Raw genomic sequence first — 24,130 nt, 5'->3', positions numbered from 1 at the left:
GATCAATCCCTCAAGGATGCATTCAACTCTTCACCAAGGGCCCGCACGACATTGTCTACGGTCTCGGCAATCTCTTTCTCCTCCAGGGTGCGCTGGGTATCTTGCAATACAAGACTGATGGCCAGGCTCTTCTTGTCCTCTGCCATACCAGCACCCTGGTATACGTCAAACAAGTTTATTCCAACTACCTGATTTCCGCCAACTTTTTTAATTACCGCAAGCACATCACCTGCCAGAACCTGACGATCGACCACGACGGCGATGTCACGACGGTTCGCCGGGAACTTGGAAACTTCGGCAGCCACCGGCATCTTGGCCGGGGTCAGCTTGTCCAGCTCCAGCTCAAACATCACCGCGCGGCTCTTGAGGCCAAGCTTCTTCTCGAGGCTCGGGTGGATCACGCCGATGTGGCCGATGACCTCGCCATTACGCAGGATGGCTGCGCTCTGGCCCGGGTGCAGGGCGCTGTGCTCGGTACGCTCGAAGGTAAAGGTGGCCCCTTCGGCGGTCAAGTCCAGCACCGCTTCCAGATCCCCTTTCAAATCAAAGAAGTCGGCTGCGCGGGTCTTGATGTCCCAGTGCTCGTCGCTCTGGTTGCCAGTGATGATACCGGCCAGCATCGGCTCCTGACGGATGCCGTTCTCGGCGCTTTCGTCCTTGATGAAACGCAGACCCTGCTCGAACAGACGCACGCGCGGCTGCTGACGGTTCTGGTTGTAGACGACGGCTTGCACCAAACCCGGGAACAGAGAGACACGCATGGCGGACATCTCGACCGAAATCGGGTTAGGCAGCACGATGGCATCGCTCTGCGGGAACAGGGTTTGCTGGGTCTTGGGATCGACGAAGCTGTAGGTGATCGCTTCCTGGAAACCGCGGTCAACCAGCAGGTCGCGCACGCGCTTCAGGGTCACCTGCCCTTCTGCCTGCTCAACCATCGCCAGAGAGGCGGCGGGTTTGAGGTTCGGGATGTTGTTGTAGCCGTAGATGCGGGCCACTTCCTCAATGAGGTCTTCCTCGATGGCGATATCAAAACGCCAGGAGGGTGCCAGCGCAGTCCAGCCGTCAGCATCCACAGTGACCTGCATGCCGAGGCGAGTCAGGATCTCGACCACCAGAGCGTCAGCCACGCTGATACCGATCACCTTGTCGAGCTTGCTACGACGCAGCTTGATGGGTGCCGCTTTCGGCAGATGGGCATCGGATTTGACTTCGATGACCGGACCGGCTTCGCCGCCACAGATATCCAGCAGCAGACGAGTGGCTCTGTCCATCACCTTGGCTTGCAGCTCGGGATCAACCCCGCGCTCGAAACGGTGAGAGGAGTCGGTGTGCAGACCGTAAGCGCGGGCACGACCGGTGATGGAGAGTGGCGCAAAGAAGGCACACTCCAGCAGGATGTCGGTAGTGGTCTCGGAAACACCGGTGCGATTGCCACCGAAGATACCGGCCATGCAGGCAGGGCCTTTGGCATCGGCAATCACCAAAGTAGTCTCTTTGAGCTTCACTTCGTTGCCGTCGAGCAGGGTCATCGGCTCATCAGCGTGGGCACGACGCACCACCAGTTCCCCTTCCAGGGTAGCCAGATCGAAGGCATGCATCGGCTGACCGAATTCCAGCAGCAGGTAGTTGGTGATATCGACGATGGCGTCGATGGAGCGAATGCCGCCACGGCGCAGCTTCTCTTGCATCCAGAGCGGGCTCTGGGCCTGCAGGTTCAGCCCCTTGATGACGCGACCCAGATAACGGGGGCAATCGGCTGGCGCTTCAACCCGGATCGGGAAGGTAGCATCGATGGTCGCAATAGCTGGCGCCCAGGTCGGCTCGACCACGTCCACGCTGTTGAGCACGCCGATCTCACGGGCCAGACCGGCGATACCGAGGCAATCGGCACGGTTCGGGGTCAGATCCACGTCGATAGAGACGTCGTTCAGATTGAGGTAGTCACGAATATCGGTGCCGATGGGGGCATCGGCCGGCAGCTCGATGATGCCATCGGCTTCGACATCGATACCCAGCTCACTGAAAGAGCAGAGCATGCCGTGAGACGGCTGGCCACGCAGCTTGGCTTTCTTGATGGTGAAATCACCCGGCAGGGTCGCCCCTACTTTGGCCACGCACACTTTCAAGCCCTGACGGCAGTTCGGTGCGCCACAGACGATGTCCAGCAGCTCGGCTTCGCCCACGTTGACCTTGGTCACCCGCAGCTTGTCGGCGTCCGGATGCTGGGCACACTCGACCACTTCACCCACCACCACATTGTTGAACTGGCCAGCCACCGCTTCCACGGCGTCCACTTCCAGACCGGCCATGGTGATCTGCTCGGCCAGTGCATTGTCACTCAACTCGGTGCGGACCCACTCCATCACCCAGGATTTACTGAATTTCATGTTCTCTCGCCCTTACTTGAACTGCTTGAGGAAGCGCAGGTCGTTTTCGAAGAAGGCACGCAGGTCGTTGACCCCGTAACGCAGCATGGTCAGGCGCTCAACGCCCATGCCGAAGGCAAAGCCGGAGTATTTTTCCGGATCGATACCAACCGAACGCAGTACGTTCGGGTGCACCATGCCGCAACCCAGCACTTCCAGCCACTTGCCGTTCTTGCCCATCACGTCCACTTCGGCGCTCGGCTCGGTAAACGGGAAGTAGGAAGGACGGAAGCGAATGGTCAGGTCTTCCTCGAAGTAGTTGCGCAGGAAGTCGTGCAGAATGCCCTTCAGCTCGGTAAAGCTGGCATGCTCGTCAACCAACAGACCTTCAACCTGATGGAACATCGGGGTGTGGGTCATGTCGTAGTCGTTACGATAGACGCGGCCCGGAGCAATGATGCGGATCGGCGGCTGTTGCTGCTGCATGGTGCGGATCTGCACACCGGAGGTGTGGGTACGCAGCATCAGATCAGGATTGAAGTAGAAGGTATCGTGATCGGTACGCGCCGGATGGTGAGCCGGAATATTCAGCGCATCGAAGTTGTGGAAGCCATCTTCAATCTCGGGACCACGGGCAACCTTGAAGCCCATCTCGCCAAACAGGCGCTCGATGCGTTCAATGGTGCGGGTCACCGGATGCAGACCGCCATTCTCGATCCGGCGGCCCGGCAGGCTGACGTCGATGGTCTCTGCGGCCAGCTTCTGGTTCAGCACGGCGACTTCGAGCGCTTCACGACGCTCGTTCAGCGCATCCTGAACCTGCTGTTTGGCCTGGTTGATCACGGCGCCCGCGGCGGGACGCTCTTCGGCAGACAAGGCACCTAGGCCCTTCATCTGCTCGGTAAAAAAGCCTTTTTTACCCAGATATTTGACCCGGATTTCGTCGAGGGTAGCGATATCGCTCACGCCCTCAATTTCGGCTCTGGCTTGGCCGACTACTTCTTCAAGCTGTTGCATGTCTTCCTCGTCACCACTCCCGGTACAGGAGCCTTTAGGCTAAATAAGGTCAAGAGGGGAATAATACAAAAAAAGCCCCTTCGCTGACCATAGTTAAGGTGGGCTTTTCTCCCTACAAATCATTTTGTTATATCAAGCGAGTCTCATCGGCTCACCGCCACTCTTGAAATAGTGGAACAGGCATCTAGTTTGTTGGCATATGTGCCATTTATAGAACTAGCCATCTCGCACATGTCGCCTTGTGTGGAGAAATCTGTAGCGCGTGTAAAACAGTGAACAGAATGTGGACGGGAGAAAGGGGAAAGTGATGCAAAACCGTGAATGACAGATACAAAAAAGGAGGCCTGAGCCTCCTTTTAGCGTTTATAACAGGACTGGATTAAACCAGAGCTGCTTTAGCTTTTTCAACCAGGGCGGTGAAAGCCATTTTGTCGTGAACGGCGATATCGGACAGGATCTTGCGATCGATCTCGATAGAAGCCTTTTTCAGACCGTTGATCAGACGGCTGTAGGACAGACCGTTCTGACGGGCTGCAGCGTTGATACGCGCAATCCACAGCTGACGGAACTGACGCTTTTTCTGGCGACGGTCACGGTAGGCATACTGACCAGCTTTGGTTACCGCTTGTACCGCTACGCGGTAAACACGGGAACGGGCGCCGTAGTAACCTTTGGCGGCTTTCATTACTTTCTTGTGACGAGCTCGAGCAGTCACACCACGTTTAACTCTTGGCATTTTTCACATCCCCCCTTATGCGTACGGCAGACAAGCGACAACACGTTTGTGGTCGGCAGCAGAAACCATGAATTTCGGTCCCAGCTGACGCTTACGCTTGCTGCTCTTCTTGGTCAGGATGTGACGCAGGTGGTTGTGCTTGCACTTGAAGCGACCCGAGCCAGTCTTTTTGAAGCGCTTTGCAGCACCCCGGTTGGTTTTCATCTTCGGCATTTCATACTCCGCATTGTGAGTGACAACAAAATCGCAAGGCGAACCAACTCATGGGGCGAGCCCCATGAGTCAATTTCTTGTGGGCCTTAAGATTTCTTCTTAGGTGCGAGGACCATCACAGCTTGACGGCCTTCGACTTTCGGGAACGACTCGACTACGGCCAACTCTTCCAGATCGTTCTTGACGCGCTCCAGAACCTTGATACCAAGATCCTGGTGGGCCATTTCACGACCACGGAAGCGCAGGGTGACCTTAGCCTTGTCCCCGTCTTCCAGAAAGCGAACCAGGTTGCGTAGTTTTACCTGATAGTCGCCTTCGTCAGTGCCAGGACGGAATTTGATTTCCTTGACCTGGACGACTTTCTGCTTTTTCTTCTGTTCTTTGGTTGTTTTGCTCTTTTCGTAGAGGAATTTGCCGTAATCCATGATCCGGCAAACGGGCGGCTCAGCATTTGGACTGATCTCGACCAGATCAACTCCGGCCTCTGCGGCCAAGTTCAGAGCATCCTGAATGGTGGTGATGCCGATGGCTTCACCATCCAGACCAGTCAGACGAACTTCTTTCAGACGGATCTCTTCATTGATCCGGTGAGCGCGGGCTTGCGGTTGCTTGCCCAGTTTTTTTCCGCCTTTTATAGCTTATTCCTCCACTTTCTTTTGTCCGCGGGTCTGAACTTCCTGGGTCAACAGAGCGATGAACTCTTCAACAGGATAAGTGCCCAGGTCAGCCCCTTTACGAGTCCGTACTGCAATCTTACCGGCTTCAACTTCTTTATCGCCGCAGACCAGCATGAAAGGTACTCGTTTCAAAGTATGCTCGCGGATTTTAAAGCCAATCTTCTCATTTCTCAAGTCCGCTTTTGCGCGAATGCCCGCATCATTCAATGCTTTGGCTACTTTCAGCGCATAATCGGCCTGATTATCCGTGATATTCATGACCACAGCCTGAGTCGGCGCCAACCAGGTCGGGAACAGACCGGCGTACTCTTCTGTCAGAATACCGATGAAACGCTCGATAGAACCCAAGATGGCCCGGTGGATAATCACTGGGACATGACGCTCGTTGTTTTCACCCACGTAAGTGGCACCCAAGCGACCAGGCAGGGCAAAGTCGAGCTGCACGGTACCACATTGCCACGCACGATCAAGGCAATCGTGCAGGGTAAATTCAATCTTGGGACCGTAGAACGCCCCTTCACCCGGCTGCAGATCGTACTTCAGACCATTGAGCTCCAGCGCTTCGGCCAGTGCTTTCTCGGCACGATCCCACATCTCGTCGGAACCGATACGCTGCTCGGGACGAGTGGAGAGCTTAACCACGATGTTCTCGAAGCCAAAGGTACCGTAGACGTCATAGACCATACGAATACAGCCGGAGACCTCTTCCATGATCTGCTCTTCGGTACAGAAGATGTGAGCGTCATCCTGAGTGAAGCCGCGCACCCGCATCAGACCGTGCAGGGAACCGGACGGCTCGTTGCGGTGGCAGGAGCCAAACTCGGCCATACGCAGCGGCAAATCACGGTAGGACTTCAGACCCTGGTTGAAGATCTGGACGTGACCCGGGCAGTTCATCGGCTTGATGGCGTACTCGCGGTTTTCGGACTGGGTGGTGAACATGGCCTGGGCGTATTTTTCCCAGTGACCTGAACGCTCCCACAGGACGCGATCCATCATGAACGGACCTTTCACTTCCTGATAGTCGTACTCTTTGAGCTTGCCGCGGATAAAGGTTTCCAGCTCGCGGAAGATAGTCCAGCCATCGTTGTGCCAGAACACCATACCGGGCGCTTCTTCCTGCATGTGATACAGGTCGAGCTGCTTGCCGATCTTGCGGTGGTCGCGCTTGGCGGCCTCTTCCAGACGCTGCAGATAGGCCTTGAGCTGCTTCTTGTCAGCCCAGGCTGTACCGTAAATACGCTGCAGCATCTTGTTGTTGGAGTCGCCACGCCAGTAGGCGCCGGACATTTTCAACAACTTGAAGTGGTGACAGTGACGCATGTTGGGCACGTGCGGGCCGCGACACATGTCGATGTACTCTTCGTGATGATAGAGACCTGGCTGGTCATCACGGGCAATGTTCTGATCCAGGATTTCGACTTTGTAAGACTCGCCGCGCGCATCGAATACATCGCGCGCTTCTTGCCAGGAGACTTTCTTCTTGATGACGTCGTAATCCTTGGCTACCAGCGCCAGCATGCGCTCTTCCAGGGCAGCCAGATCTTCATCGGTCAGGGTGCGGTCAAGATCAACGTCGTAGTAAAAACCGTTGTCGATGACAGGACCGATGGCCATCTTGGTCTGGGGCCAGAGTTGCTTGATAGCATGACCCAGCAAGTGGGCGCAGGAGTGGCGCAGGATGTCCAGACCTTCTTCGTCTTTGGCGGTGATGATGGCCAGCGCAGCATCGGCTTCGATCAGCTCGCACGCATCCACCAGTTCACCGTTTACCCGACCGGCAATGCACGCCTTGGCGAGACCGGGACCGATGTCCGCGGCCACATCCATGACGGAAACAGAGTGGGCAAATTGACGTTGGCTGCCGTCAGGCAGAGTAATGATTGGCATTATGTGTTTCCTTATACAGTGGTGACCCCTACCAAAGGTCACATGCGGGATGGAAAATCAATTCGAAATGGGTGATGTTCTGGTTCTCCACAGCACTTTGCGAAGACGGCCTGACACGTAAACCGCATGTCTAACGTGACAAACCAAGCCAAAACGGCCCCATGCTACCATGAAGTCAGACGTGCTGTATCGGATTTGCAGATATTTTCTACAGCCAAATGAGTCGCTTGCCGACTATTCGCCAAGCAGGGATTGCCAGTTGAAGTCAAAGCCACTGCTGCCCTCCTCGGCCAGCGCCAGCTCCTGCAGCACCTGAAGCGACAGCTTGTTGCCCTTTTGTGCCGCCTGATAGAGCCACTGTTTCGCCTGAGGCAGATCGACCCTGCCGCTGACCCCCATCAGATGAAGTACGCCGACTTTCAGCATGGCCGGGACATCGCCATTACGTGCCGCAAGCTCCATCCAGTGAAAGGCTTGGCGTAGATCCCGCTTCACACCGGCTCCGCGCAAATAGACATCCGCCAGCCGATATTGACCGAAGGGATCCCCTGCCTGTGCCGCCTGGCGATAGAAGCTGATGGCCTGGCTGATATCCTGCTCACTCCCCTGCCCCACCTCATGACTCCAGCCCATCAGCGCCTGTGCCCGGGGTTGCCCCTGCGCCGCCAGTGGTGACCAGATCCGGGTCGCCTCATCGAAGTGACCGGTACGCCAGGCACGGTTGGCAGCAGCCATCTCCTGCTCGGTGGAGAGCGGGAGCAGACGCCAGATAACCAGGGCAAGCAGACCGATAAATAGCCAACGGGAAGTGGTGGGGCTCATGATGATTTCCGTGATCCAGTTCTCATTTCATCTATGTAAACGAAATGTAGCGCCGCGATCAAGCAAGAGAACCCTGCGACAACCCTTTTTGTACCGGCTTGATGAGCAGTAGTTGTCATTTATCTGGAGCACCTGCAAAATAACTGTATGTATAACCAGTATTGGTGCGCACCATGGCAGGACGAGGCAGCCCTCACAATATCGATCACCGTTTTAGCGGTCCCCTTGTCGAAGCGGTCGACGATGGCTGGCAATCGTCCGATTGGGATGCCGCTTTCACCCCCTCTGTGCCCGGCACCGAGGTACGGGAGATCGATGCACGCAGCATCATCAGCTACAACAGCTCGCCGGATGTCCCGTTTGGTCGCTCTATCAACCCCTATCAAGGGTGTGAACATGGCTGTATCTACTGCTATGCCAGACCCAGCCACGCTTATCTGGAGCTCTCCCCCGGCCTCGATTTCGAGAGCAAGCTGTTTGCCAAACGTAATGCAGCCGACCTGTTGCGCCGGGAGTTTGCCAAACCAACCTATCAGCCACAGACCATCTTCATTGGCGCCAATACCGACCCCTATCAACCCATCGAGCAGCGCTATCGCCTCACCCAGCAGTTGCTGGAAGTGATGCTGGCCCACCGCCATCCGGTCGGGCTCATTACCAAGAGCGCCATGATCTTGCGCGACCTCGATCTGTTGACCGAGCTGGCCAGCGAGGGACTGTGTCAGGTGATGGTGTCGGTGACGACCTTGAACGAAACCCTGCGGCGACAGCTGGAGCCCCGCGCCAGCACGGGCGCAGGGCGCTTGAAAGTGATCGAAAAGCTGGCCAGCGCTGGCGTGCAGGTAGGGGTACTGGCCGCCCCCATGATCCCGCGGCTCAATGAGCCGGAGCTGGAGCAGATCATCAAATCGGCCGCCGAGGCGGGCGCCAGCTGCGCCGATTACATCCTGTTGCGGCTGCCCCACGAGCTGGCACCGCTATTTGGTGACTGGCTCGATACCCACTATCCGGGCCAGAAGGAGGCTATTTTGAATCAACTGAGGGCCAGCCGCGGTGGCGGGCTCAACAGTACCGCCTTCGGCACCCGCATGCGCGGCGAGGGACATTTTGCCGATCTGCTGGCCCAGCGCTTTCGCCTCATCAGCAAGCGCCTTGGGCTTGGCAAACGCCATATTCAGCTCAGGCTGGATGGGTTTATCCGGCCCGGGGAGCAGCTGTCACTCTTCTAATCCTCCCTCTCACGTCCTGCATATATCGGGTGAATAGCCCTTGCCTGCCAAGAGGTCGAGAGGAAGGATTGCCGCGACATATCCTGTGGGAATCGCGCTTTTCCGAATCTTCCAAAGGAGTGGCCATGTCGCGACAAGAACGCGCTATCCGCTAAAGACAGGGTCAGCGCCTTAGCCTGCTCGCTGATCCCGCCCCTGTTGCACCATTTCAACCGGCAGTCGCGAGGGTTCATGGGCCACTTCGTGTTCATCCTCGCCATACTGCGGCACCTCTGACTCGCCCCATACCCGGCTCCACCAAATGTCCCACGTGATCCAACTGGTCATATGCAGCTCCTGACGGTGAAGGTGATGGCAACAGCGCACCACTCGCCCGGCAGGATAGCGGCTGGGGATGACAGGGAAATGACAAAAAAATCACTTGTAAACAGACAACGGGCCGTGGCGGGGAAAAGCCGAAACAGCTCACGTATTCGGCGAAATCACCCTGAAAGCGGTCACAAATCTGCAGATTATGGATTGCAGCCCACCTTGTTCCCGCCAAAGCTGGCTTGCCCATTCAGGCATCTATAAGAACAGGGACACAATAATGAAACACACAGCGGGAATATGGGCGATCGCAGGCATGCTGATCGCTCCCTTGGCGCACGCCGACGTCATACTGCACGCCTTCAACTGGAAGTACAGTGAAGTGACGGCCAAAGCCGACCTTATCAAGTCGGCCGGTTACAAACAGGTACTCATCTCACCGCCGCTGAAGTCCTCGGGCAACGAGTGGTGGGCCCGTTACCAGCCGCAGGATCTGCGCCTTGTCGACTCCCCCTTGGCAACAAGCAGGAGCTCGAGCAACTGCTCGCCGCCATGAAGGCGCGCGGTATCGCCGTCTATGCTGATGTGGTGCTCAACCACATGGCCAACGAGAGCTGGAAGCGCCAGGACCTCAACTACCCCGGTAGCGAACTGCTCGGTCAGTATGCTGCCAACCCGGCCTATTTCGAGCGCCAGAAGCTGTTTGGCGATCTGGGACAAAACCTGCTGGCCGCCGCCGATTTTCATCCCGAAGGGTGCATCAGTGACTGGAGCGATCCGGGCCACGTCCAGTACTGGCGCCTGTGTGGCGGCGCCGGTGACAAGGGGCTACCGGATCTCGATCCCAACAACTGGGTGGTGAGCCAGCAGCAGGCCTATCTCAAGGCGCTCAAGGGAATGGGGATCAAGGGCTTTCGGGTCGATGCGGTCAAACACATGAGCGATTACCAGATCAATGCCGTGTTCACCCCCGAGATCAAACAGGGGATGCATGTGTTTGGCGAGGTGATCACCACCGGCGGCGCCGGCAGCACCGATTACGAGCGCTTCCTCAAACCCTACCTCGACAGCAGCGGCCAAGGTGCCTATGACTTTCCGCTGTTTGCCTCCCTGCGCGGGGCGCTGGGGTATGGCGGCAGCATGAACCTGCTGGCGGATCCGGGGGCCTATGGTCAGGCGCTGCCGGGCAGTCGCGCCGTCACCTTTGCCGTGACCCACGACATCCCCACCAACGATGGCTTCTGCTATCAGATCTTAAGCCAGACAGACGAGAAGCTGGCCTATGCCTACCTGCTCGGGCGCGATGGTGGCTCACCGCTGGTCTATTCGGATCACGGCGAGACCCAGGCCAAGGACGGCTTGCGCTGGCAGGATTACTACCAGCGCACCGATCTCAAGGGAATGATCCGCTTCCACAATGCGGTGCAGGGTCAATCGATGCAGCTGGTCGGCAGCGGCGACTGTTTCGTGCTGTTCAAACGGGGCAAACAGGGACTGGTCGGTATCAACAAGTGCGACGACGAGCAGGAGTACTGGCTCGACACCGCCAAGTTCGAGATGAACTGGTATCGCAATTATCGGGACGTGCTCGACCAAGGCGCAGTGGTCAACGTGCAGAGCCAGTGGGTGCGGGTCGCCATGCCCGCCCGCAGCGCCAGAATGTGGCTGCAGGAGTGATCCCGCCAGCATCCTGCCGAGCGGTCAGCTGACCGCCATAAAAAACAGACAAATAAAAAGAGCGACCACCAGGGTCGCTCTTTTTGCTGAGGCAAGTGACTCAGGAGACGATTACTCGTCGCCCGCGTCCCCTGCATCGACCGCATCAGTGCCGGTCGCGGTATCGGTACCTTCAGATACCTCACCGTCCACGGCCAGAGCGTCGTTCTCGTCTTCGTCGCTCTCGGCGATGCGCTGCAGGCCAACCACGGTCTCGTCTTCACCGGTACGGATCAGACGGACACCGCCGGTGTTACGGCCAATGACGCTCACCTCGGCAACACGGGTACGCACCAGAGTGCCGCCGTTGGTGATCAGCATGATCTGGTCGGTATCTTCGACCTGGATCGCATCGATCACCTTGCCATTGCGCTCATCCACCTTGATGGAGATAACGCCCTGGGTACCACGGCTCTTGGTCGGGTACTCGTCGAGTGCGGTACGTTTGCCGTAACCGTTCTCGGTGGCGGTGAGGATGGCACCTTCGCCGCGCGGAACGATGAGGGAAACCACCTTGTCACCGGCGCCCAGCTTGATGCCGCGCACACCGGCTGCGGTACGACCCATCGGACGCACGCCCTTGAAGGTGCCTTTGCTTTCGGTGCCTTCGCCGTTGTCGCTGCCATCATCGTCATTGCCAGCATCGTCGTCGGTTTCAACGTCATCACTGACTTCCGCATCAGCGCGACCGCTGCCTTCCGCGAAGCGAACGACCTTGCCCGCGTCGGAGAAGAGCATGATCTCGTTGCTGCCATCGGTGATATCCACCCCGATCAGCTCATCACCCTCTTTGAGGTTGATGGCACGAATACCGGAGGAGAGCGGACGGCTGAAGTCAGAGAGGCTGGTCTTCTTCACGGTACCGTTGGCGGTGGCGAAGAACACATACTTCTCGGCATCATACTCCTTCACCGGCAGGATGGCGGTGATACGCTCACCCTCTTCCAGCGGCAGCAGGTTGATGATCGGACGACCACGGGCGCCACGGGACGCTTCCGGCAGCTGGTAAACCTTGAGCCAGTAGACCTTGCCGCGGGTGGAGAAGCACAGAATGGTGTCGTGGGTGTTGGCCACCAGCAGACGCTCCACAAAGTCTTCTTCCTTGATCCGGGTGGCCGACTTGCCACGACCACCGCGGCGCTGGGCCTCGTAGTCGGAGAGCGGCTGATACTTCACATAGCCCTGGTGAGACAGGGTAACCACCACGTCTTCCGGGGTGATCAGATCTTCGATGTTGATCTCGGCACTGGACATGCTGATCTCGGTGCGACGCTCGTCGCCATACTGCTCGCGCACGGCCAGCAGCTCATCGCGGATCACTTCCATCAGACGAGTCGGGCTCGCCAGGATGTGCAGCAGCTCGGCAATCAGATCCAGCAGAGATTGGTACTCTTCCAGGATCTTCTCGTGCTCGAGGCCGGTCAGCTTGTGCAGACGCAGGTCAAGGATGGCCTGGGCTTGCTGTTCGGTCAGGAAGTATTGACCTTCACGAATACCGAACTGTGGCTCCAGCCACTCTGGCCGCGCTGCGTCGTCGCCCGCTTTCTCCAGCATGGACGCCACGTTGCCGAGTTCCCAGCCCTTGGCAACCAGGCCCGCTTTTGCATCGGCAGGGGTCGCGCTGTGACGGATCAGCTCGATGATGGGATCGATGTTGGCCAGCGCAACCGCCAGACCTTCAAGGATATGGGCCCGATCCCGCGCCTTGCGCAGTTCGAACACGGTCCGGCGAGTCACCACTTCACGGCGGTGCAGCAGGAACGCATCCAGGATCTCTTTAAGGTTCATCACCTTGGGCTGGTTGTTATCGAGCGCCACCATGTTGATGCCAAACGTGGTTTGCAGCTGGGTGTGCTTGTAGAGATTGTTCAGCACAATCTCGCCAGACTCGCCACGTTTGATCTCGATAACAATGCGCATGCCGTCTTTATCAGACTCATCGCGCAGGGCACTGATGCCCTCGATCTTCTTCTCTTTGACCAGTTCGGCGATCTTCTCGATCAACCGCGCCTTGTTCACCTGATAAGGCAGTTCGTGAACGATGATGGTCTCGCGACTGGTCTTGTCGTCCACTTCCACTTCGGCCTTGGCGCGCACATAGACGGAGCCACGACCGGTGCGGTAAGCCTGCACGATGCCAGAACGACCGTTGATGATGCCGCCGGTGGGGAAATCAGGCCCGGTGATATAGGTCATCAACTCGTCGATGGTGAGGTCGCCATTCTCAATCAACGCCAGACAGCCGTTGACTATCTCGGTGAGGTTGTGAGGCGGAATGTTGGTCGCCATGCCCACCGCAATACCGGAGGAGCCGTTGATCAAAAGGTTGGGAACCTTGGTGGGCATGACAGCCGGGATCATCTCGGTGCCATCATAGTTCGGCACCCAGTCCACGGTCTCTTTGTCCAGATCAGCCAGCAACTCGTGGGAGATGCGGGCCATCCGCACTTCGGTATAACGCATGGCCGCGGCGCTGTCGCCGTCGACTGAACCGAAGTTGCCCTGACCATCGACCAGCATGTAACGCATGGAGAAATCCTGCGCCATCCGGACAATGGTGTCATACACAGCGCTATCGCCGTGCGGGTGATATTTACCGATTACGTCACCGACCACACGGGCCGATTTTTTATAGGGCTTGTTCCAGTCGTTCCCCAACTCGTTCATTGCAAACAGAACGCGGCGGTGAACCGGTTTCAAGCCATCACGCACATCCGGCAGAGCTCGTCCTACGATCACGCTCATGGCGTAATCAAGATAGGAACTCTTGAGCTCTTCTTCGATGTTGACCGGCGTGATCTCTCTGGCCAGATCGCTCATAGAAAGCCTTATCCCTAATTAGTTGTTCTTTGGCTTAAACAGCGCGACATGGTAACACACTGAGCCAAATACCTTAAGCCACAAATCGGGTATCAGATCGGGCTGGTGTGACAAAGTCCGTCCGTTATAATGCCCGCCAGGACAATAGATTGCGCCCATGACTCATAACCGGGCGCCCGGCCACAGGATCTTCGAAAAATGCACAGTGACGCCAATGTCGATCTGACAGAAATCGCCAAGTTTGACGCCATCGCCTCCCGCTGGTGGGACATGGAAGGTGAATTCAAACCCCTGCATCAAATCAATCCGGTACGCCTTGACTGGATCACCGACAAAAGTGGCGGTCTGTTTGGCAAGCGCATGCTCGATATCGGGTGTGGTGGTGGCATCCTCTCCGAGAGCATGGCGCGCCGTGGCGCCAGGGTAACCGGCATCGACATGGGCAAGGAGCCGCTCGGGGTCGCCCGCCTGCACGCTCTGGAGCAGGGTGTCGAGCTCGAATATCGCCAGATCACCGCCGAAGCACATGCCGCCGAGGCGCAAGGCCAGTATGACGTGGTCACCTGCATGGAGATGCTGGAGCATGTGCCGGACCCGGCCTCCGTGCTGCGCGCCATCGCGACCCTGGTTCGCCCGGGAGGCCGGGTGTTTGTCTCCACCATCAACCGCAACCCGAAGGCCTATCTGATGATGATCCTCGGGGCCGAATACCTGATGAAGATGGTGCCCAAGGGTACCCACGACCACAAAAAGTTCATCACCCCGGCCGAACTGTGTCGCATGGGTGAAGCGGCGGGCCTGCTGGTGCGGGACATGAGCGGCGTCCACTATGCCCCCCTCACCAACCAGTTCAAGCTCGGCAAGAATGTCGACGTCAACTATATGGTGGAGTTTGTCCGCCCGGAGCACGGTTGATGAGCGCCTCTCACCCTGTGCCCCTGCGCTGCGTGCTGTTCGATCTGGATGGCACCCTGCTCGACACGGCCCCGGATCTCGGCGCCGCCGTCAACCATGTGCTGGTAAGCGAAGGCTTTGCGCCGCTCTCTGACGACATCATTCGTCAGACCACCTCCCACGGCGCGCTCGGGCTGCTCAAAGCAGGGCTCGGCAACGAACTGCTTGAAGAGCTGGGTGCCACGCGCCTGCGCAATGCCCTGCTCGACTACTACGCGGCCAATCTCTGCGTCGGTACCCGCCCCTATGAGGGAATGGTGGATCTCATCGAGTGGCTCGACGAGAAACAGCTCCCCTGGGGCATCGTCACCAACAAGCCGGCCTTTCTCACCGAGCCGCTGCTGGCAGCCCTGCCACAGCTTGCCAGCTGCGGCGTCACCGTCAGCGCCGACACCCTGCCGGTACGCAAACCCGACCCCGCCCCCATGTATTTTGCCTGCGACCAGCTGGGGGTCGAGGCAGCTCACTGCCTCTATGTGGGGGATCATGTGCGGGACATCGAAGCCGGCCGCAATGCGGGCATGCGCACTGCGGTCGCTGGCTGGGGCTATCTGAGCGATAACGAGGATCCCGCCGAGTGGGGCGCCGATCTGCAGTTCGATACCGTGCAGGCCCTGCACCATTGGCTGCGCTACGAGCTGACGGCCAAGGTGTGACGCGCAGCCTGACCGTGTAACGTGCAATAACGGGGCGGAGAGAGACTCCCTGCCCCCTTGAACCTCTTTCTTGACGCTCTCATACGCTCTCACAACCTGCGCCGCCATCACGCGTCCATTCATGGATAATAAAGGCAGCTTAACGCCTATTGGATACCCATTTGACAAGCTCGCAGCCGCCACATAGAGGCCACAAACCACCATCGTCTGATGTAAAGCCCTTGGCCCGCTGACCGCGCGGCTGCGACAACTGGACAGCTTTTGACCCTTGTTGCATAAGGGATAATCAGCCGCCGTTTGCTAGTAAAAAGCCCCCCGTTTCGCAAGCAAAAAAGTTATTTAAATTTTCCATCTTCGATCGGGAGACTTGCATTTAGCGGAGCGGACGAATGAAAACCCGCTCACTGTGAGCGGTCACTAACTGATGGGGCAAGACTCACAATTTATCCACAGCTCGTCACTTATCCACACATTGCAATGGCGGGCCGACCTCACTATCTTGTAGCTCGAACTTAAAATAACACTACATCTTGTGATTCATCGCACAATCTCTACCCAACTCCCGCACCCCGCCGGGGCCAGGGTGGTGCCGTTGTGCGATGGTTTTTCGGGAATCAACTGAAGGTCATCAGCCAATGAACTTGTTTGTGACGAAGCGTAACGGACACAAAGAACCCATCGATCTGGATAAAATTCACCGCGTGCTGGACTGGGCCGCCGAAGGGCTCGACAACGTGTCGGTCTCCCAGGTAGAGCTCAAATCCCACATCCAGTTCTATGACGGTATCCGTACCGCCGACATTCACGAAACCATCATCAAGGCGACGGCTGATCTCATCTCCGAGCAGACCCCGGACTACCAGTACATGGCAGCCCGTCTGGCCATCTTCCACCTGCGCAAGAAGGCCTATGGTCAGTTCGAACCGCCCCACCTCTACCAGCACGTGGCTCGTCTGGTGGACATGGGCAAGTACGACAAGCACCTGCTGGAAGACTACACCCAGGCCGAATTCGAAGCGCTGAACACCCATCTGGATCACTGGCGCGATATGGATTTCTCCTACGCGGCAGTCAAGCAGTTGGAAGGCAAATATCTGGTGCAGAACCGCGTCACCGGCGAGATCTACGAGAGCCCGCAGTTCCTCTATATGCTGGTTGCGGCCTGCCTCTTCTCCAAGTATCCGAAAGATACCCGTCTGGACTACATCAAGCGCTTCTATGATGCGGTCTCGACCTTCAAGATCTCGCTGCCGACCCCGATCATGAGCGGCGTGCGTACCCCGACCCGCCAGTTCAGCTCCTGCGTACTGATCGAGTGCGATGACAGCCTGGACTCCATCAACGCCACCGCCAGCTCTATCGTGCGTTACGTGTCCCAACGCGCCGGTATCGGCATCAACGCCGGTCGCATCCGTGGTCTGGGCAGCCCCATCCGTGGCGGCGAAGCGTTCCACACCGGTTGCATCCCCTTCTACAAATACTTCCAGACTGCGGTGAAGTGCTGCTCCCAGGGCGGCGTGCGCGGCGGTGCGGCCACCCTGTTCTACCCGCTGTGGCACACCGAAGTGGAAAGCCTGCTGGTGCTGAAGAACAACCGCGGCGTGGAAGAGAACCGGGTTCGTCACATGGACTACGGCGTGCAGATCAACAAGCTGATGTATCAGCGACTCATCAAGGGCGGTGACATTACATTGTTCTCCCCGTCCGATGCGCCGGGTCTGTACGATGCCTTCTTCGCGGATCAGGACAAGTTCGAAGCGCTCTACGTCAAGTACGAGCAGGATCCTGCCATTCGCAAGAAGACCCTGAAAGCGGTAGACCTCTTCTCCCTGATGATGCAGGAGCGTGCCGGTACCGGTCGCATCTACATCCAGAACGTCGATCACTGCAACACCCACAGTCCGTTCGACCCGAGCGTGGCGCCGGTGCGCCAGTCCAACCTCTGCCTAGAAATTGCGCTGCCGACCAAGCCGCTCAACAACATCGACGACGAGAGTGGCGAAATCGCCCTGTGCACCCTCTCTGCCTTCAACCTGGGTGCCATCGAGAAGCTGGAAGATCTGGAAGAGATGGCCGATCTGGCCGTGCGTGCCCTCGACGCCCTGCTCGACTATCAGGACTACCCGATTGCCGCCGCCAAGAGGGGCAGCATGGGTCGTCGCACCCTGGGGATCGGCGTCATCAACTACGCCTACTACCTGGCCAAAAACGGCGCCCGTTACTCTGACGGCTCCGGTCTGGCCCTGACTCACCGCACCTTCGAGGCCATTCAGTACTACCTGCTGAAAGCCTCCGTGCAGCTGGCTCGCGAGTTCGGCCCCTGCCCGCTGTTTGGCGAGACCACCTACGCCCAGGGCATTTTGCCCATCGATACCTATAAAAAGGATCTGGATGTACTGTGCAATGAGCCGCTGCATCTGGATTGGGAAAGCCTGCGTGAAGAGATCAAGTCCGTGGGCTTGCGCAACTCCACCCTGACCGCCCTGATGCCGAGCGAGACCTCCAGCCAGATCTCCAACGCCACCAACGGCATCGAGCCGCCGCGCGGCCTGGTGTCGGTCAAGGCCTCCAAAGACGGCATTCTCAAACAGGTGGTGCCCGAGTATGATCGCCTGAAAGATCAATACGAATTGCTTTGGAAGCAACCGAGCGTTGACGGCTACCTGCAGCTGGTCGGTATCATGCAGAAGTTTGTGGATCAGGCTATTTCTGCCAACACCAACTACGATCCGGCCCGTTTCGAAGGCAACAAGGTGCCGATGAAACAGCTGCTGAAGGACTTGCTGACCGCCTACAAATACGGCCTCAAGACCCTGTACTATCACAACACCCGTGATGGTGCAGACGATGCCCAGACCGATCTGCAAGATGACGGTTGCGCTGGCGGGGCTTGCAAAATCTAAGTCACGGCAAGTTCTGATAACCGGGCGGGAGCATGAAGCTCCCGCTCTCCTGTTTTCTCTATTCACATATTCTGGTAACCATGGCCTATTCAACTTTCTGCCAAACCCAAAACGACCAGCTCAAAGAGCCGATGTTTTTTGGCCAATCGGTCAACGTAGCCCGTTATGATCAACAAAAGCACGAAGTGTTCGAGCGCCTGATCGAAAAGCAGCTCTCCTTCTTCTGGCGCCCGGAAGAGGTGGATGTCTCCCACGATCGCATCGACTATCAGGCCCTGCCGCCCCACGAGCAGCACATCTTCATCTCCAACCTGAAGTACCAGACCCTGCTGGACTCCATCCAGGGCCGCAGCCCGAACGTGGCGCTGCTGCCGCTGGTCTCTATTCCTGAGCTGGAAACCTGGATTGAGACCTGGGCCTTCTCCGAGACCATCCACTCTCGCTCCTACACCCACATCATCCGCAATATCGTCAACTCACCGGCCCAGGTGTTTGACGATATCGTGACCAACGAGCAGATCTTGAAGCGTGCCGGTTCCATCAGCCACTACTACGACGATCTGATCGAATCGACCGCGCTCTACAACCTGCATGGTGAAGGCACCCATACTGTCGCAGGCCGCGAAGTAACCATCACATTGCGCGGGCTGAAGAAGAAGCTTTATCTGTGCCTGATGAGCGTCAACGCGCTGGAAGCAATCCGCTTCTACGTCAGCTTCGCCTGCTCCTTTGCCTTCGCCGAGCGCGAGCTGATGGAAGGCAACGCCAAGATCATCAAGATGATCGCCCGCGATGAAGCGCTGCACCTGACCGGGACGCAGCACATGCTGAACCTGATGCGTACCGGCCAAGATGACCCGGAGATGGCCGAGATCGCCGCCGAGTGCGAACAGGCCTGCTTCGAGATCTTCAAGGAAGCAGCCATTCAGGAGAAAGAGTGGGCCGAGTACCTGTTCCGGGACGGCTCCATGATCGGCCTGAACAAGGACATTCTCTGCCAGTACGTTGAGTACATCACCAACCTGCGCATGAGCGCGGTCGGCCTGCAACCCGCCTTTGCCGGCACCAAGCAGAACCCTATCCCCTGGATCAACACCTGGCTCTCCTCCGACAACGTACAGGTCGCCCCGCAAGAGGTAGAGGTAAGCTCCTATCTGGTCGGTCAGATCGACAGCGAAGTCAATGCTGACGACCTGGGTGATTTCGAGCTGTGAGTCAGCGACCTGATATGCTGATCGGCCAGATCGACAGTGAAGTGAATACCAATGAGTTGGGTGATTTCGAGCTGTGAGTGATGCCACCAACACGCTGACCCCTGCCCCGTACGCAGCTGCCGAACAGCAGGCGGTCGTGGCACCACGGGTACATACCCGGGATGGTGCCGTGCTGCACGCCCATCCCGGTGAAAGCGTGCTGGAGACCCTGGAGCGCCACGGTCATCATGTGGAGTTCCAGTGTCGCAGCGGCTATTGCGGCGCCTGCCGCACGCCGCTGATGGCCGGCAAGGTGCACTATCCTTCGGTGCCGCTGGCATTTGTCGCCCAGGGGGAGTGCCTCCCCTGCTGCTGCAAACAGGTCGGCGCCATCCGACTGGATATTCAGAAGAACTGACGCCGCCACAGGCTGGCAACTCGCGCACAATAAAAAGGCTATGTCCCAATTTACGTGTTGCATGGGGTGCCCCAGCACCTCATGCAAACACGTTTTGATATTTACGCCCCCTCCCGTAACGCACTATTCACTCTTTCTGCCGATGGTGACACCCATTCACGTGCTGGATGTGATATGCACCAACCACCCGTTCGCCTTGACGAACACCCTCACCATCGCTACACAGCACCGCATCCGGTAACACCAGCGGCTTCAAGACCGCGATGACCGTCTCGGCATTTATCTTCTCCAGCTGAAAATCCGCATGGTGGCCTGCCCGGTTCCACGGGGTTGCCCCTTGCCACCACGATGCCTTGGCGGACGTGGCAGTCCTTCGATGATGGCTTGCGCATAGTCTTCCCAGCATTGCGCTTTGCGCAACCGGGCCAGAGGCATTTTGGTCAGAACGGTGCTGGTGCGCAGACACAGTTTACAACGGTAGCGGCGCAGCCACTGACTCGAGCCTGTAAATAATTCTGTGTAACTGCCACTCCGTATTTCGCTCATATCGTGCAACGGGATCTCCAACCCCTCGATAGCAACAGGCCCGCACCTTACAATACGGGCCTGTTGAAATTGGCATAATGGGAAACAATCAGTAGAAAGTCTGCTGCTCTGCGGCCATCGCCTTGAGGCGGGCACAGGGGGCAAACCGGTCGCCGTGGCGCTTCTGGTAATACTCCAGACGGCCAACCAGATAATCGATCCCGAGCGTGTCCATGTAGCGGAACGGGCCGCCGAGGAAAGGCGGGAAGCCGATGCCGAAGATGGCCCCGATATCGCCATCACGGGCCGAGGCCACCACACCGCTATCCAGCGCCATGGCCGCTTCGTTGAGCATCAGCAGTACGCAGCGCTCGGCGATCTCCTGACGGGCCAGCTTGGCGGAAGGCTTGATGCCGAGCACGCCATAGACGCTCTCGTCCACCGTTTTCTTGCCCTCTTTGCCGGTCAGCTTGTTGCGCGGTGCCGCCTTGCCGTAGAGATAGAAGCCCTTGCCGTTCTTGCGTCCCTTGCGATCGTTTTGCAGCAGCTTGTCGAACGCCTTGGGCGCCTGGAATTGCTCGCCACCCAGCTCTTTCTCGAGAATGGGGGATATCTTGGCACCCACATCGATCCCCACCTCATCGAGCAAGGTGATGGGACCAACCGGGAAACCAAAGTCCAGCAGTGCGCTGTCCAGCACCTCCACCGGCTCCCCTTCCAGCACCAATCGCGCCGCTTCATTCATGTAGGGCGCGAGAATGCGGTTGACGTAGAAACCGGCTTCATCCTTCACCACGATGGGCGTTTTGCCCTGGGCTCGGGCAAAAGCCAGCGTGGTGGCGACCGTCTCGGCACTGGTGCCAGCGTGGGGGATGATCTCCGCCAGCGGCATCTTGTCCACCGGGCTGAAGTAGTGCAGCCCCACGATCCGCTCCGGATGCGCCGCCTCTGCCGCAATCTGGTTGATGGGCAGTGATGAGGTGTTGGAGGCAAACACGGTGTGCTCACCGCACTCACGCTCCACGTCCTTCACCATCTGGTGTTTGAGATTGAGATCTTCAAACACAGCCTCCACTACCATGTCGACCCGGTGGAAACCGGAGTAGTCGAGGGTACCGGTCAGCAGGCTCATCTGCTTTTCCAGCTCGCTGCGCAGGATGTGACGGCGCTTGAGCTTCTTGGCCAGAATGTCGTAGCTGTAGCGCATGGCATTACCGATGCCACTGCTGGCTACATCCTTGATCCGCACCGGTACGCCCGCCTTGGTGGCGGTGACGAACGCGATGCCGCCGCCCATCAGACCACCGCCCAGCACGGCGGCATGGGCCACCTTGCGCGGCTCAGCCCCCTGATAGGTGACCTCTTTCTTCATCTCGGTGGTGGCAAAGAAGATGGAGCGCAGAGCAGCAGACTCTGCCGTCATCACCAGCTCGCCAAAGTGGCGGGACTCGGCGGCCAGACCGGCCTTCATCCCCTCCTCTACACCGATGCGCACCACCTCGAGGATCCGCTCCGGCGCCGGGTAGTTGCCACGGGTCTTGGCTTTCACCCCCTTGCTGGCCTGATCGAACAGCACCTTGCGACCCAGCTTGTTGGTCTCCAGCACCTTGCCCTGCAGATCCCGTTTCAACTGATGGCGCGGTTTGCCCTTCTTGGCCAGCTTGATGGCAGCATCCAACAGGATGGAAGGCGGCACCACATCGTCCACCAGCCCCAATTTCTTGGCTTGTTTGGCCCGCACCTGCTTGCCGGTCAGCATCAGATCCAGCGCCTTGGCCACCCCGATGAGGCGCGGCAGACGCTGGGTACCGCCAGAGCCCGGCAGCAGACCGAGCTGCACTTCTGGCAATCCCAGCACAGTTTTGCCGTGCTCGGTCACCACTCGGCCATGACAGGCCAATGCCAGCTCCAGCCCGCCACCGAGGCAGGGGCCGTGAATGGCTGCGATCACCGGAATGGTCAGCCCCTCGATCTCGGCAAAGATCTCCTGCCCTTCCCGCGACAGGGTCTCGGCATCCTTGGCACTGGTGCAGGCGGCCAGCATGGTGATATCGGCACCGGCGATGAAGGAGTCCTTCTTGCCGGAGGTGATCACCAGACCGATCAGATCCTTGTTGCGTTTGACCTCGGCCAGCACGGTGCGGATCTCCTCCACAAAGGCAGCCTTGAGGGTATTCATGCTCTCGCCCGGCACATCCATGGTGAGGATGCCGATGCCATCTTTGCGAACATCCAGGGAAAAAGTCTTAGCGCTCATCATTCAACCTCCAACACCATAGCCACGCCCAATCCACCCGCCGCACAGGCGGTATTGAGCCCCAATCCCCCACCGCGACGACGCAACTCGTGCAGGGTCTGGGTGATCATCCGCGCACCGGTCGCGGCAAAGGGGTGGCCGTAGGCCAGCGAACCGCCGAGGACGTTGAACTTGTCCATGTCTACCTCGCCGATGGCCTGTTCGCGACCCAGCTTGTCACGGGCAAACTCGGCGCTTGCAAACATCTTGAGGTTGGCCAGGGTCTGGGCGGCAAAGGCTTCGTGCATGTCGATCAAGGTCAGATCGCTGAGCGTGATACCAGCTCTGTCCAGCGCCAGCGGCGTGGCATAGGAGGGCCCCATCAGCATGTCTTGCCAGACATCAATGGCCGAGAAGGCGAAGCTGCGGATATAACCAAGCGGCTCGAGGCCCAGCTCTTTCGCCCGACCTTCCCGCATCAGCAACACGGCAGCGGCGCCATCGGTCAGCGGCGTGGCGTTGGCTGCAGTGACTGTGCCATGAACCCGGTCAAACACCGGTTTGAGCTTGGCGTAGCTCGCGAGATCCGAGCTTTCACGGATATTGTTGTCCCGCTCCAGCGGTGACTTGTAAGGCGGTACATGGGCGGTAAACACCTCACCGCTGAGCTTGCCATCAGCCCAAGCCTGCGCGGCCAGGGTGTGGGAGCGATGAGCCAGCGCATCTTGCGCCTCGCGGCTGATCTGGTGACTCTTGGCCATCTGCTCGGCGGTCTGTCCCATGGAGAGACCGGTCGAATATTCCGCCACAGCAGGCGGTACCGGCAGCAGATCCTTGACCCTCAATGTCCGCAGAATATTGAAGCGCTGCTGCAGATTGCGCGCCTTGTTGAGATCCACCAGAGCGCGGGCCAGCGTCTTGCTCACCCCGATGGGCAGCACGGAGGATGAGTCCGCACCACCGGCGATGGCGATGTCTACGGTACCGGCCATGATGGATTCGGTGACGTTGGCCACCGCCTGAAAACTGGTGGCGCAAGCGCGGGAGACGCTATAGGCATCGGTATTGACGCTCATGCCAGTACCGAGCACGATCTCGCGGGCAATGTTGGGGGCTTCCGGCATCTGAACCACCTGGCCAAACACCAGCTGGTCGATAAGCTTGGGATCGAGATCGGTACGGGCAAGCATCTCGCTCACCACCAGTTTGCCGAGATCGACTGCAGGGACGCCATGAAAGGCGGTTGCCTGCTTGGCAAAAGGGGTACGCAGCCCCGCCACGACGGCAATCCGTTCGCCCTGGCGAGTCGTCAGTTTCAATGGCTGTTTCATCCTGGCTCCTTGGTTTAAAAGGCAGAGGTCTGACCTCATTGCGCCACATATTAACAATTCAATCACAAGTTTCATACAGCTGATTGAAACTAAATTAAGCACGGCAAGCCCCCTTT

The 24,130-nt window shown here is 58.2% G+C and carries 17 protein-coding genes and 2 pseudogenes; 7 read left to right on the top strand and 12 right to left on the bottom strand.

The features are described from left to right. Positions 1-2 precede the first annotated feature (2 nt). The 7 genes from pheT to BN1115_RS18260 all read right to left on the bottom strand — a co-directional run bounded on the left by pheT (position 3) and on the right by BN1115_RS18260 (position 7,724). Positions 3-2,390 (bottom strand): phenylalanine--tRNA ligase subunit beta, encoded by a 2,388-nt coding sequence (pheT, locus tag BN1115_RS18290; RefSeq protein WP_042658271.1) that lies wholly within the window; start codon positions 2,388-2,390, stop codon positions 3-5. Positions 2,391-2,402: 12 nt separating this feature from the next. Then, on the bottom strand, positions 2,403-3,386 hold the full coding sequence (gene pheS, locus BN1115_RS18285; protein ID WP_005351972.1) for a phenylalanine--tRNA ligase subunit alpha: 984 nt from the start codon (positions 3,384-3,386) through the stop codon (positions 2,403-2,405). Between the two features lie 379 nt (positions 3,387-3,765). Further along, positions 3,766-4,122 carry a 50S ribosomal protein L20 gene (gene rplT, locus BN1115_RS18280; RefSeq protein WP_005336687.1) on the bottom strand — a complete coding sequence of 119 codons (357 nt, stop codon included), beginning with the start codon at positions 4,120-4,122 and terminating at the stop codon, positions 3,766-3,768. 15 nt (positions 4,123-4,137) lie between these two features. Then, positions 4,138-4,335, bottom strand: a complete 198-nt coding sequence (rpmI, locus tag BN1115_RS18275; RefSeq protein WP_005336688.1) for a 50S ribosomal protein L35 — start codon at positions 4,333-4,335, stop codon at positions 4,138-4,140. 86 nt (positions 4,336-4,421) lie between these two features. Continuing rightward, positions 4,422-4,952, bottom strand: coding sequence for a translation initiation factor IF-3 (gene infC / locus BN1115_RS18270; RefSeq protein WP_205422431.1), 531 nt, complete (start codon positions 4,950-4,952; stop codon positions 4,422-4,424). Between the two features lie 21 nt (positions 4,953-4,973). Continuing rightward, positions 4,974-6,902, bottom strand: coding sequence for a threonine--tRNA ligase (gene thrS, locus BN1115_RS18265; RefSeq protein WP_042658270.1), 1,929 nt, complete (start codon positions 6,900-6,902; stop codon positions 4,974-4,976). Between the two features lie 234 nt (positions 6,903-7,136). Further along, positions 7,137-7,724, bottom strand: coding sequence for a tetratricopeptide repeat protein (locus BN1115_RS18260; RefSeq protein WP_042658269.1), 588 nt, complete (start codon positions 7,722-7,724; stop codon positions 7,137-7,139). Between the two features lie 173 nt (positions 7,725-7,897). On the opposite strand from BN1115_RS18260, the gene BN1115_RS18255 reads away from it, so the two are divergent. Then, positions 7,898-8,953, top strand: a complete 1,056-nt coding sequence (locus tag BN1115_RS18255; protein WP_042658284.1) for a PA0069 family radical SAM protein — start codon at positions 7,898-7,900, stop codon at positions 8,951-8,953. A gap of 171 nt (positions 8,954-9,124) precedes the next feature. Here BN1115_RS18255 and BN1115_RS22595 read toward each other — a convergent pair whose 3' ends face one another. Next, positions 9,125-9,280 carry a hypothetical protein gene (locus BN1115_RS22595; protein ID WP_167335568.1) on the bottom strand — a complete coding sequence of 52 codons (156 nt, stop codon included), beginning with the start codon at positions 9,278-9,280 and terminating at the stop codon, positions 9,125-9,127. A 298-nt stretch (positions 9,281-9,578) separates the two neighbouring features. On the opposite strand from BN1115_RS22595, the pseudogene BN1115_RS18250 reads away from it, so the two are divergent. Further along, a pseudogene (locus tag BN1115_RS18250) lies at positions 9,579-10,939 on the top strand (alpha-amylase family protein). A gap of 111 nt (positions 10,940-11,050) precedes the next feature. Here the strand turns inward: BN1115_RS18250 and gyrA are convergent. Further along, complete coding sequence (gene gyrA / locus BN1115_RS18245) at positions 11,051-13,798, bottom strand: DNA topoisomerase (ATP-hydrolyzing) subunit A (RefSeq protein WP_042658268.1); 2,748 nt, start codon at positions 13,796-13,798, stop codon at positions 11,051-11,053. Positions 13,799-13,996: 198 nt separating this feature from the next. On the opposite strand from gyrA, the gene ubiG reads away from it, so the two are divergent. From ubiG to yfaE, 5 genes are all read left to right on the top strand, one after another. Next, on the top strand, positions 13,997-14,713 hold the full coding sequence (ubiG, locus tag BN1115_RS18240) for a bifunctional 2-polyprenyl-6-hydroxyphenol methylase/3-demethylubiquinol 3-O-methyltransferase UbiG (protein ID WP_042658267.1): 717 nt from the start codon (positions 13,997-13,999) through the stop codon (positions 14,711-14,713). Then, on the top strand, positions 14,713-15,408 hold the full coding sequence (locus BN1115_RS18235; RefSeq protein WP_042658266.1) for an HAD family hydrolase: 696 nt from the start codon (positions 14,713-14,715) through the stop codon (positions 15,406-15,408). The genes ubiG and BN1115_RS18235 overlap by 1 nt, the downstream gene beginning before the upstream one ends. A gap of 635 nt (positions 15,409-16,043) precedes the next feature. After that, a complete protein-coding gene (nrdA, locus tag BN1115_RS18230; RefSeq protein WP_042658265.1) occupies positions 16,044-18,311 on the top strand; it encodes a class 1a ribonucleoside-diphosphate reductase subunit alpha in 2,268 nt (755 codons plus the stop codon). Positions 18,312-18,391: 80 nt separating this feature from the next. After that, positions 18,392-19,525, top strand: coding sequence for a class Ia ribonucleoside-diphosphate reductase subunit beta (gene nrdB, locus BN1115_RS18225; RefSeq protein WP_042061736.1), 1,134 nt, complete (start codon positions 18,392-18,394; stop codon positions 19,523-19,525). Positions 19,526-19,598: 73 nt separating this feature from the next. Further along, complete coding sequence (gene yfaE / locus BN1115_RS18220) at positions 19,599-19,922, top strand: class I ribonucleotide reductase maintenance protein YfaE (RefSeq protein WP_042658264.1); 324 nt, start codon at positions 19,599-19,601, stop codon at positions 19,920-19,922. A gap of 51 nt (positions 19,923-19,973) precedes the next feature. Here the strand turns inward: yfaE and BN1115_RS21950 are convergent. The 3 genes and pseudogenes from BN1115_RS21950 to fadI all read right to left on the bottom strand — a co-directional run. Continuing rightward, positions 19,974-20,603 (bottom strand): annotated as a pseudogene (locus BN1115_RS21950) (IS1595 family transposase); the annotation flags it as partial. Then, positions 20,557-22,704 (bottom strand): fatty acid oxidation complex subunit alpha FadJ, encoded by a 2,148-nt coding sequence (gene fadJ, locus BN1115_RS18215; RefSeq protein WP_042658283.1) that lies wholly within the window; start codon positions 22,702-22,704, stop codon positions 20,557-20,559. The gene fadJ and the pseudogene BN1115_RS21950, both read right to left, overlap by 47 nt. Beyond that, on the bottom strand, positions 22,704-24,014 hold the full coding sequence (gene fadI / locus BN1115_RS18210) for an acetyl-CoA C-acyltransferase FadI (RefSeq protein ID WP_042658263.1): 1,311 nt from the start codon (positions 24,012-24,014) through the stop codon (positions 22,704-22,706). The genes fadJ and fadI overlap by 1 nt, the downstream gene beginning before the upstream one ends. Between the last annotated feature and the right edge of the window lie 116 nt (positions 24,015-24,130).

This window comes from Aeromonas allosaccharophila (assembly GCF_000819685.1).
In the GTDB taxonomy this organism is placed as follows: domain Bacteria; phylum Pseudomonadota; class Gammaproteobacteria; order Enterobacterales; family Aeromonadaceae; genus Aeromonas; species Aeromonas allosaccharophila.
Note: the sequence above shows the minus strand (reverse complement) of the source record. Positions and strands in the feature narration are given on the sequence as shown.

Bases quoted from the DNA above. Each gene is read 5' to 3' on its own strand.
- pheT (WP_042658271.1), bottom strand. From the start codon at position 2,390: ATGAAATTCAGTAAATCCTGGGTGATGGAGTGGGTCCGCACCGAGTTG.
- pheS (WP_005351972.1), bottom strand. From the start codon at position 3,386: ATGCAACAGCTTGAAGAAGTAGTCGGCCAAGCCAGAGCCGAAATTGAG.
- rplT (WP_005336687.1), bottom strand. From the start codon at position 4,122: ATGCCAAGAGTTAAACGTGGTGTGACTGCTCGAGCTCGTCACAAGAAA.
- rpmI (WP_005336688.1), bottom strand. From the start codon at position 4,335: ATGCCGAAGATGAAAACCAACCGGGGTGCTGCAAAGCGCTTCAAAAAG.
- thrS (WP_042658270.1), bottom strand. From the start codon at position 6,902: ATGCCAATCATTACTCTGCCTGACGGCAGCCAACGTCAATTTGCCCAC.
- BN1115_RS18260 (WP_042658269.1), bottom strand. From the start codon at position 7,724: ATGAGCCCCACCACTTCCCGTTGGCTATTTATCGGTCTGCTTGCCCTG.
- BN1115_RS18255 (WP_042658284.1), top strand. From the start codon at position 7,898: ATGGCAGGACGAGGCAGCCCTCACAATATCGATCACCGTTTTAGCGGT.
- BN1115_RS22595 (WP_167335568.1), bottom strand. From the start codon at position 9,280: ATGACCAGTTGGATCACGTGGGACATTTGGTGGAGCCGGGTATGGGGC.
- gyrA (WP_042658268.1), bottom strand. From the start codon at position 13,798: ATGAGCGATCTGGCCAGAGAGATCACGCCGGTCAACATCGAAGAAGAG.
- ubiG (WP_042658267.1), top strand. From the start codon at position 13,997: ATGCACAGTGACGCCAATGTCGATCTGACAGAAATCGCCAAGTTTGAC.
- BN1115_RS18235 (WP_042658266.1), top strand. From the start codon at position 14,713: ATGAGCGCCTCTCACCCTGTGCCCCTGCGCTGCGTGCTGTTCGATCTG.
- nrdA (WP_042658265.1), top strand. From the start codon at position 16,044: ATGAACTTGTTTGTGACGAAGCGTAACGGACACAAAGAACCCATCGAT.
- nrdB (WP_042061736.1), top strand. From the start codon at position 18,392: ATGGCCTATTCAACTTTCTGCCAAACCCAAAACGACCAGCTCAAAGAG.
- fadJ (WP_042658283.1), bottom strand. From the start codon at position 22,704: ATGAGCGCTAAGACTTTTTCCCTGGATGTTCGCAAAGATGGCATCGGC.
- fadI (WP_042658263.1), bottom strand. From the start codon at position 24,014: ATGAAACAGCCATTGAAACTGACGACTCGCCAGGGCGAACGGATTGCC.